Source organism: Neobacillus drentensis, from assembly GCF_036966985.1.
GTDB classification, from domain to species: Bacteria; Bacillota; Bacilli; order Bacillales; family Cytobacillaceae; genus Neobacillus; species Neobacillus drentensis_E.
The window spans coordinates 1-8,914 of record NZ_JBALSN010000259.1; the positions used below are offsets into that span (position 1 = coordinate 1).

7 protein-coding genes and 1 pseudogene are annotated in these 8,914 nt (G+C 40.8%); all 8 read left to right on the forward strand.

Annotated features, from left to right (window positions below):
- Nucleotides 1–429 precede the first annotated feature (429 nt).
- Nucleotides 430–1,749 (forward strand): ABC transporter substrate-binding protein, encoded by a 1,320-nt coding sequence (locus V7659_RS17470; protein WP_335541083.1) that lies wholly within the window; start codon nucleotides 430–432, stop codon nucleotides 1,747–1,749.
- A complete protein-coding gene (locus V7659_RS17475) occupies nucleotides 1,749–2,627 on the forward strand; it encodes a carbohydrate ABC transporter permease (RefSeq protein WP_335541079.1) in 879 nt (292 codons plus the stop codon). Before V7659_RS17470 ends, V7659_RS17475 begins: the two co-directional genes overlap by 1 nt.
- Nucleotides 2,614–3,444 carry a carbohydrate ABC transporter permease gene (locus V7659_RS17480; protein WP_098932606.1) on the forward strand — a complete coding sequence of 277 codons (831 nt, stop codon included), beginning with the start codon at nucleotides 2,614–2,616 and terminating at the stop codon, nucleotides 3,442–3,444. The genes V7659_RS17475 and V7659_RS17480 overlap by 14 nt, the downstream gene beginning before the upstream one ends.
- Nucleotides 3,445–3,470: 26 nt before the next feature.
- Nucleotides 3,471–5,078, forward strand: coding sequence for a glycoside hydrolase family 13 protein (locus V7659_RS17485; protein WP_335541080.1), 1,608 nt, complete (start codon nucleotides 3,471–3,473; stop codon nucleotides 5,076–5,078).
- On the forward strand, nucleotides 5,056–6,000 hold the full coding sequence (locus V7659_RS17490; protein ID WP_335541081.1) for an MTP-1 family protein: 945 nt from the start codon (nucleotides 5,056–5,058) through the stop codon (nucleotides 5,998–6,000). The genes V7659_RS17485 and V7659_RS17490 overlap by 23 nt, the downstream gene beginning before the upstream one ends.
- Nucleotides 6,001–6,029: 29 nt before the next feature.
- Nucleotides 6,030–7,094 carry a BtaManbiosPhlase gene (locus V7659_RS17495; RefSeq protein WP_098932609.1) on the forward strand — a complete coding sequence of 355 codons (1,065 nt, stop codon included), beginning with the start codon at nucleotides 6,030–6,032 and terminating at the stop codon, nucleotides 7,092–7,094.
- Between the two features lie 321 nt (nucleotides 7,095–7,415).
- Nucleotides 7,416–8,660, forward strand: coding sequence for a glycoside hydrolase family 2 protein (locus tag V7659_RS17500; RefSeq protein ID WP_438825865.1), 1,245 nt, complete (start codon nucleotides 7,416–7,418; stop codon nucleotides 8,658–8,660).
- Nucleotides 8,660–8,914: pseudogene (locus V7659_RS17505) on the forward strand (glycoside hydrolase family 2 protein); the annotation flags it as partial. The gene V7659_RS17500 and the pseudogene V7659_RS17505, both read left to right, overlap by 1 nt.

Genomic DNA, 8,914 nt, shown 5'->3' on the forward strand with positions numbered 1-8,914 from the left:
ATATCCAATGCGTAATTGTATTTGGTCATTAATTGTAATTTTATTGTAACGTTACAAAATAAAAATTACAAGAGTGTGTTTATTTGTTTAAAAGGTAAGTTGAGCTCTTATCTCGGATTAAAATGTTTGACAAGGCGAAAGTAAGGTGCAATAATTGGTTTTGTAAGGTTGTATATAACGTTACAAAAGAATTATTTTTGTAATTTTGTAATCTTTTAAATCATTGAGAAATATGGGATTTCGGCTAAAATCCCATATTTTTGACTCGGATTACAAATATTATACTTTTTTTTGAAAGTTTTTGATAGCGCTGTCATCTCAGAAGATGCATCGGTGGAAGTCGATGGAAAGTTTTAAAGGGTTTTGGGTATTACTAATTATATTTAGAAGTTGAATTAGATTTTAACATTGGAGGAATATAAGATGAAAATGAAAAAAGTAGCATCAGTCTTATTTGCAGCTTCTCTAACAGTTTCTGGTCTTGCTGCTTGTTCTACAGGTAATAAGGAGGAGCCAAGCACAGCTAAAAAAGGTGGGGTAACAACGATTGAATTCTGGGCTGCTCCGAACCCAACACAGCAAGTATATTGGAAGGAAGTTGCCGAAAAGTTTACGAAGGAAAATCCTGATATTAAAGTGAATGTTAGTCCAATGAAGGAAAGTCCAACATCAGAAGCGAGTATCCAATCTGCGATTGCAGGTAAAAGTGCACCGACCATGTCTGAAAATATTAACCGTGGTTTTGCCGCTCAATTATCTGAGAGTAAAGCGCTTGTACCTTTAGATACGTTAGACGGCTGGGATGATGTAAAGAAAAGCCGTAATATGAATGAAACATTGAAGGGCTGGGAATTTGCTGACGGTCACCAATACGTATTGCCAATTTACTCCAATGCAATGTTATTCGGCTGGAGATTAGACATCTTAAAAGAACTTGGATACAACGAGCCGCCAAAAACATATAGCGAAATGCTGGATGTGGCAAAGAAATTAAAAGCTAAATATCCTGATAAATATCTATGGGCAAAAGCAGACCTTGCTGATCCTACAGCTTGGAAAAGATGGTTCGACTTCTTCATGCTATATGATGCAGCGTCAAACGGTAACAAGTTTGTGGAAGGAACGAAATTCACTGGCGATCAAAAAGCCGGCGAACAGGTTCTTGGTTTAATGGATGATCTTCGTAAATCCAATGCGTTATTAACAAGACAGGCTAAAGATCCGTTTGAAAGTGGTTTGGGAATTTTCGTCGATGTTGGTCCTTGGACCATCCCATACTGGGCTGACAAATTTCCGAATATGAAATTCAACGAAACTTATACATTAACACCACCACCTGTTCCAGATGGTACAGATACTAAAAATGTTAAAACATTTGCTGATACAAAAGGTCTAGTTATTTATGCTTCTGCAACGAAAGAACAACAAAAAGCAGCGATGGAATTCATGAAGTGGGTGTATTCAAAACCTGAAAATGATGTGAAATGGCTTGAGAAGACAAGCTTACCGCCTGCTCGTGATGATTTAACAACAAACGATGCGTTTAAAGCGTTCTTTGACAAAAATCCAGCTTTACAACCATACGCAGCTGCCGTTCCAAATGGTATCCCGCCAATGGATAACTCAAAATACAATGATATTCAGACCTTTATTGGTCAACAAGCTTTCAATCCAGTAGTAAAAGGTGAGAAAGATCCGAAAACTGGATGGAAGGATATGCAACAAGCAATTAAGGGGGCTCTGAAATAATGAGCACAAAGCAAGGAAGGTTAGGCTGGCTGTTTGCCAGTCCTTATCTTTTATACGCAGTCGTATTTTTTCTCATTCCACTTGTTTGGTCCTTGTTTTTATCCTTTACTGATTGGAATTTAATTGCTCCAACGTTTACGTTTGTTGGATTTGATAATTATTTGCAGGCTTTTAAGAGTCCAGGTGTCCAAAGCGCCTTTTTTGTATCCTTTAAATTTATGGCTGTATTTGTACCATTAGTTATTGCGTCATCGATTATCGTTGCGTTAATCGTTCATGGACTCCCTAAATTTAAAGGATTGTTTCTTATTGGTTTTTTCCTTCCTTATTTAGCATCAGGGGTTGTTTCTTCCTTTATCGTAAAAGGAATTTTATCTTATAACAGCCCAGTCAATGAATTCTTAAGAAGCTCATTGGGCTTGGATATTAACTGGCTTGGAACACCTTTTGCTGCACTCTTTGTGGTTGCGATGATTATCGCTTGGAAATTCACAGGGTACTACGCGCTCATCTTAACTCCTGGTTTTGAGAGCATCGATAAGGAAGTATATGAAGCTGCGATGATTGATGGGGTAACTCCTTGGCAGCGTTTTTGGAAAATTACGTTTCCGCTTCTATACCCAGCTTTATTTACGGTCCTCATTTTATCCATCGGTGTGACATTTGGTATTTTCACAGAGGTGTACCAATTAACAGGTGGAGGACCTAATTTTGCAACCAATACGTGGCAAATGGAGATTTTTACAAGAGCGTTCTCGAATCTTCAAGCTGGTTATGCTTCAGCGATTGCGATTATTGCCTCTGTCGTCACGTTTATTTCAATATTTATCATTCGAAAACTCTTAGAAATGTGGGGGAAACGAAATGGGTGGAGCTAAGAAAAACGGATTATTGTTTCGTTACCTAATTGCCGTTGTTCTCTTACTGATTATGATTTTTCCATATATTTATATGGTGTTGAATTCTTTTGCTGTTTGGGATCAAGTGGATCAAAAGCTCATTCCAACCGAGTACAGCTTGAAGTCTTATCAATGGCTGCTAGGCGGAGGAGAAGCGGTCATCCCAAGACCATGGCTTAATGCGTTTTTAAACAGTTTTATCGTTTCAGGTGCATCTACCTTATTAATGATGGTTACCGGGGTAATGGTTGCTTATGCCTTAGCGAAAATACCTTTTAAAGGAAGGGACACGGTTAATAACGTTATCTTATTCCAAATGTTTTTTCCGGCGATTATTTTGTTGATCCCTACCTTCCTTGTGATTCAACGAATCGGCATGTATGACTCGTATTGGGGCATGATTTTGCCAAAAGCTCTTAGCTTATGGGCTGTGTTTATGTATACCAATTTCTTTAAAGCGATACCGGATACCTTTATTGAAGCAGCGAAATTGGATGGGGCTAACGATTTGCAAATCATGTTCAAAATCGTTCTTCCGATGTCCAAATCGATTACGACTGTAATCTTCTTATTCCTGTTTATGGAAAGATGGACAGAGTTGTTATGGGATATGTTAGTGGCAAAGAGTGACAATATGCTGACATTGAACGTGCTTTTATCACAAATGTTTGGTCCATATGGCGGGTATCCAGGCCCGATGTACGCAGCAGCTGTGCTATTGACGCTTCCGATCATTATTATCTTCTTACTGTTCTCGAAAAAATTCCAAGAAGGTATGCAATTTACACTTAAGTAGTTTTCCGAGATTGGAGTTCTAAATCAATGGATAAATGGTGGAAACGATCTTCTTTTTATGAAATCTATATGCCAAGCTTTAAAGATGGAAATGGCGATGGGATCGGTGATTTTGCAGGAATCACCTCCAAACTCGATTATTTGAAAGAGCTGGGGATTGAGGGAATATGGCTGACTCCTTTTTATCCATCGCCAAAGGTCGATAACGGCTATGATATTTCCGATTACAATGGAATTGATCAAGATTATGGGACGATGGCAGACTTTGAGCTATTTCTTCAAGAAGCTCATAAGCGCGGGATTCGTGTGATTGCTGATTTGGTATTAAATCACACCTCTTCTGAACATCCATGGTTCCAAGAATCAAAATCTTCCAAAAATCACCCCAAGCGTGATTGGTATATATGGAGAGATGAGCCGAACAATTGGGAATCCTTCTTTGGCGGCACTGCCTGGGAATATGATGCGGAGACGAATCAATATTATTACCATGCTTTTGCGAAGGAACAGGTGGATTTAAATTGGGCCAATCCTGAAGTGAAATGTGCGATGTTTGATGTTATGAAATTTTGGCTTGAAAAGGGAATCGACGGTTTCAGGCTTGATGTCATTAATTTCTTAAAGGTCCATGATCGGTTTGAAGACAATCCAACCGATGGGGAACAAATCCATTTATACGATAAGGACCAAGAGGGAGTTTTATCCGTTATTTCGGAAATTGCTGCGTTTGTTCATCAGTATCCGGATAAATTCCTGGTTGGTGAGGTTGGTTCTGAAGATTTGGATATTCTCAAGCAGTATTCTGGGCTTGGTAAATTAGATGTTGTGTTTAATTTTAATATCGGAAGCATTGGCGAATTTGACGCGGGTAAGCTGTTTGAGCAATTAGCGGCAACAGAGCAGGCTTATGGATCTGCACAAATGCCAACCCTGTTCTTTTCCAGTCATGATATGTCAAGGTATATTTCAAGATTTGGCAACGAGGAGGACCGGGCCAAACTTGTGGCAGTGTTAATGCTGACGGCCAAGGGTGTTCCGTTCATCTATTATGGGGATGAAATTGGGATGCGCGATTGGGTTACTGATGATATCGCGAAAATGAAGGACGTGCAAGGAATCATGGCCTATAAGTTCGCCTTAGAAGAGGGTAAATCACATGATGAAGCGCTGGTCATGGCGAATAAAAAATCGCGGGATAAGTCCCGGACCCCGATGCAATGGAATTTGGATGCCCAGGCTGGTTTTTCTGAGGGACTGCCATGGATTACGGTTCCAGAGGATGCCGGTAAAGTGACGGTGGAAGATCAGCTGAATGATCCTGAATCGATGCTTTCTTTTTATAAAAGTTTGCTTAAGCTGCGGAAGGAACATTCCTCTTTACAGGTTGGAGATTACGAATTTTTACGGATGGAAGAAGACATGATTTATTTCGTCAGAAAGGATCAGGTTGAAAAAATAATCGTAGCTTTGAATTTTTCTGATCAGCCGAATTTGCTTGAGGCAGGGACAGATGTGAGATTGTTACTTTCTAACAAACGGACAAGGCTGGACAGAGGAAATGAAATAAATGTTTTGGCTAATGAAGCAATAATCCTAAAGGGGGAAATCGGAAATGACCTTGTTAAAAAAGGGTAATGCTCAAACATGTGAAAAGCTTTTAGCTGAATTCACAACAAAAGCACAACCAACTAATCCTGAAAAAATGATCTTCTCAGGCGTTGGTGAGAATGATGTCTATAATATTAGCGCTCCGTTCGAGGATGAGGGCGAGCTAGTGATTGCAGGGCGAGTCGAATCACGTGATAGTGAACATTCGAATGTAAATTTCTTTGTTGAACGTAATGGCGAGTGGGTGCCGCGGAGTGGTGCGCCGGTTTTTGAATTGCAAGATCCTTTCTTTACACGCATTGCGGGAGAGCTTGTATTGGGGGGTGTTCAGATATTCCCTCATCCAACGAATGAAGGACAGCATGGCTGGAGAACCGTTTTTTATAAAGGTCAATCGATTGCGAATTTACAAGAATTTGCAAAAGGACCGGACGGAATGAAAGACCTTCGCTTAGTTGAATTAAAGGATGGAAGTATTGGGGTATTAACAAGACCTCAAGGTGAAAAGGGCGGCAGAGGAAAAATCGGCTGGACTCGAATCTCAACGCTCGCAGAATTGTCGGTTGATGTAGTGAGCGAGGCTCCCCTGCTCGAGGGGCAGTTTATTGACGAAGAATGGGGCGGAGCGAACGAGCCTCATTTATTGGCAAATGGTTTTGTCGGCGTATTGGGGCATGTGGCTTCCTTCGATGGAGAAGGAAATCGTCATTATTATCCAATGGTGTTTGCCCTTGATCCGGAAACAGGAGCTTTTTCCGATATGGAACTAATCGCAACAAGAAGCTGCTTCCTTCCTGGACCATCCAAGCGCCCGGACTTAGTGGATGTCGTGTTTAGCGGCGGCTTGGTTCGTAAGCAGGATGGTACTGCCGTTCTATATGCGGGCATTAGTGATGCTGAAGCGCAAAAGATTACCATATTAGATCCATTTTTAAAATATGAGCAATAATTGACTAATCCAATGAGGTGAGAATAAAAATGAACGTTTATCGATATGAAGAAAACCCGGTGGTCACTCCTTCAAATGTAAAACCGCACCGCCCTGATTTTGAAGTAATTGGTGCCTTTAATGCAGGGATTGCGAAATATAACGATGAAATTATCATGCTACTTCGTGTGGCAGAACGCCCGATTAGTAATGATACGAATATTATCAAATCGCCTATCTATAATCCACAAACAAATGAACTTGAGATTATAGAATTACGTTTAGATGATCCTAGATATGATTTTTCTGACTCTCGTGTGATTCGGGAAGCTGGCGATAAAAGTGGTTTTAAGTACTTAACTTCCTTATCTTATTTACGTATTGCACGGAGTAAAGATGGACATCAGTTCATGATTGATGAAAAGCCATTTGTTTACCCTTCGAACGAATTAGAGATTTTTGGAATCGAAGACCCGCGAATTACTCAAATTGAAGATACTTATTATATTTATTTCAGTGCGGTTTCACCTGTTGGTGTCGGCGAATCCATGGTTTCGACGAAAGATTTCGTCTCATACGAACATCATGGCATGATTTTTGCTCCAGAAAACAAGGACGTGTTAATTTTCCCTGAAAAAATTAACGGAAAGTATTATGCCCTTCATCGACCTGTACCGAAAAGTGTAGGCGAGCCAGAAATTTGGATTGCTGAATCAACGAACCTTCTGCACTGGGGAAATCACAAGCATTTGCTTGGGCTTCGTGAAGGCATGTGGGATAGCGCTCGTATGGGCGGTGGAGCTGTTCCGTTTAAAACAGAAAAAGGCTGGCTTGAGCTTTATCATGGTGCAACGGAGGATCACCGCTACTGCATGGGAGCTGTTTTACTAGATTTAGAAAATCCAACAAAGGTCATTGCGCGCTCCAATCAACCGATCCTAGAGCCAGAAGCAGATTATGAAGTGGAAGGGTTCTTTGGAAATGTCGTGTTTTCATGTGGGGCTGTCGTGGAAGGCGATGTCGTGAAAATGTTCTATGGTGTGGCAGACACATCTATGGCGTGTGCGGAGTTAAGCTTGAAGGAAATTTTAGATTCATTGACTTATCTAGAATAGCTTTGAAAATAAGTGCCAAAATCGTGTGATTGATTTTGGCTTTTTTAACATGAATTCGAATGGGGTAGGGCTCTCTAAAAGGAGCGTTTGAGAGTAAATGGATGCTATCCGAGAGAAAAAGTGTGCTAACCAAGAGAAAAGGTGAGTCAACCGAGAATAAACCGGCGCAATCCGTAAGTCCAGTGCGTTTTTTTTAAGTATTTTTACCAGGCAGGTGACGTTTTTATGAAAATAAATGAAAACTGGAAGATCAAACATTTTGATGTGGGGGCCGCTCGCGATTTGGAAGTGGCTTCTCCAGACTATATCGACTACTTCTGGATGACAGCTTCGGTACCTGGCGATGTTCATTCCACGTTAATCGACCGGAAACTGATTGATGATCCTTTTTACGGTCACAATGATTTGAAATGTCAATGGGTAGAAGAAAAGGTATGGTGGTATCGCACCACCTTCGAGTTCCATGATGAAATAACGAAGGACCATCGATATGAGTTAATTTTTGAGGGACTTGATACGTTTGCTTCGGTTTATCTTAATGGAGTAGAGCTGGGATCAGCTGAGAACATGTTTATTAGCCACAGCTTTGAAGTGGCCAGGGAGCTGAACAAGGGGAAAAATGTTTTGGCGGTCAAATTTGATCCCGTCCATGTTCATGCAAAGGATAAGATTCAATATTACTGGTCAGGCTTTAGCAAGAAACGGATCTGGACACGGAAGGCACAAAGCCATTATGGCTGGGATTGGGGGCCACGCTTAGTTGCAGCAGGAATATGGAAGGATGTTCATTTAGAGAAAAGAACCTTTGCTAAAATCGACTCTGTATTTGCTAAAACCAACTCTATTTCACCAAACAAAGCAGTGGTCGAGGTGGACGTGGAGATTGCATCTTTTAGAAAAGATAAGAATTATGAAGTGCTTGTTACCCTCTCCCATGGGGAAGAAAGATTTAAAGCAAACGTAGAAATCGATCGTAAAAAAGGAAAAGGTGTACTGGAAGTAGAAAACCCAAAGCTTTGGTGGACACACGACCTGGGTACCCCTCACCTTTATCAACTAAAGGTGGAATTATATGCGGACGGCATTAAAGTGGATGAGAGAATCGAAGATGTCGGGATTAGAACGATTGAAGTATTGCGTAAGGATGAAAACGGAGATCATTGTTTTACCTTTGTATTAAATGGAGAAAAGGTATTTGCGAAAGGGGCCAATTGGATTCCGATAGATAGCTTTATTGGAGCTGTTCCGGATTCTCGTTACAGGCATTTAATCAAGATGTCTAAAGACGCGAATATGAATATGCTGCGTTTATGGGGCGGCGGCATTTATGAAAAAGAGGTTTTTTATGACGAGTGCAATCGGCTTGGGATTTTAGTCTGGCAGGATTTCATGTTTTCATGTGCGCTTTATCCTGATTACAATAAGAACTTTATGGCCAACGTCAAAGAGGAAATTATTCATGTCGTCAAACGGCTGCGGAATCATCCGTGCCTGGCTCTTTGGTGNNTTATTCATCAGGGGAAATTACACACCCTTTTTACGGTGAAAAAATCTATCATGAATTAATGCCGGAATTACTTGAAGAACTAGACCCAACTCGTTTATTTTGGCCAAGTTCGCCATTTGGAGGAAATGATCATAACTCAAGGGAGCAGGGAGACACGCATAATTGGCAGGTTTGGCATGGGAATATTGAGCCGCGTACGTTCGGCCAGCCGCAAACAGTCAATTACAGTGTTGAAGGGCTGTCGTTTAAAAATTTTAAAAATGATACGACTAAATTTGCAAGTGAATTTGGTATGCACGCCTCTTCCAACCGC

Excerpts from the sequence above, each read along its gene's own strand:
- V7659_RS17495 (WP_098932609.1), top strand. The coding sequence starts at position 6,030 with ATGAACGTTTATCGATATGAAGAAAACCCGGTGGTCACTCCTTCAAAT.
- V7659_RS17485 (WP_335541080.1), top strand. The coding sequence starts at position 3,471 with ATGGATAAATGGTGGAAACGATCTTCTTTTTATGAAATCTATATGCCA.
- V7659_RS17475 (WP_335541079.1), top strand. The coding sequence starts at position 1,749 with ATGAGCACAAAGCAAGGAAGGTTAGGCTGGCTGTTTGCCAGTCCTTAT.
- V7659_RS17480 (WP_098932606.1), top strand. The coding sequence starts at position 2,614 with ATGGGTGGAGCTAAGAAAAACGGATTATTGTTTCGTTACCTAATTGCC.
- V7659_RS17490 (WP_335541081.1), top strand. The coding sequence starts at position 5,056 with ATGACCTTGTTAAAAAAGGGTAATGCTCAAACATGTGAAAAGCTTTTA.
- V7659_RS17470 (WP_335541083.1), top strand. The coding sequence starts at position 430 with ATGAAAAAAGTAGCATCAGTCTTATTTGCAGCTTCTCTAACAGTTTCT.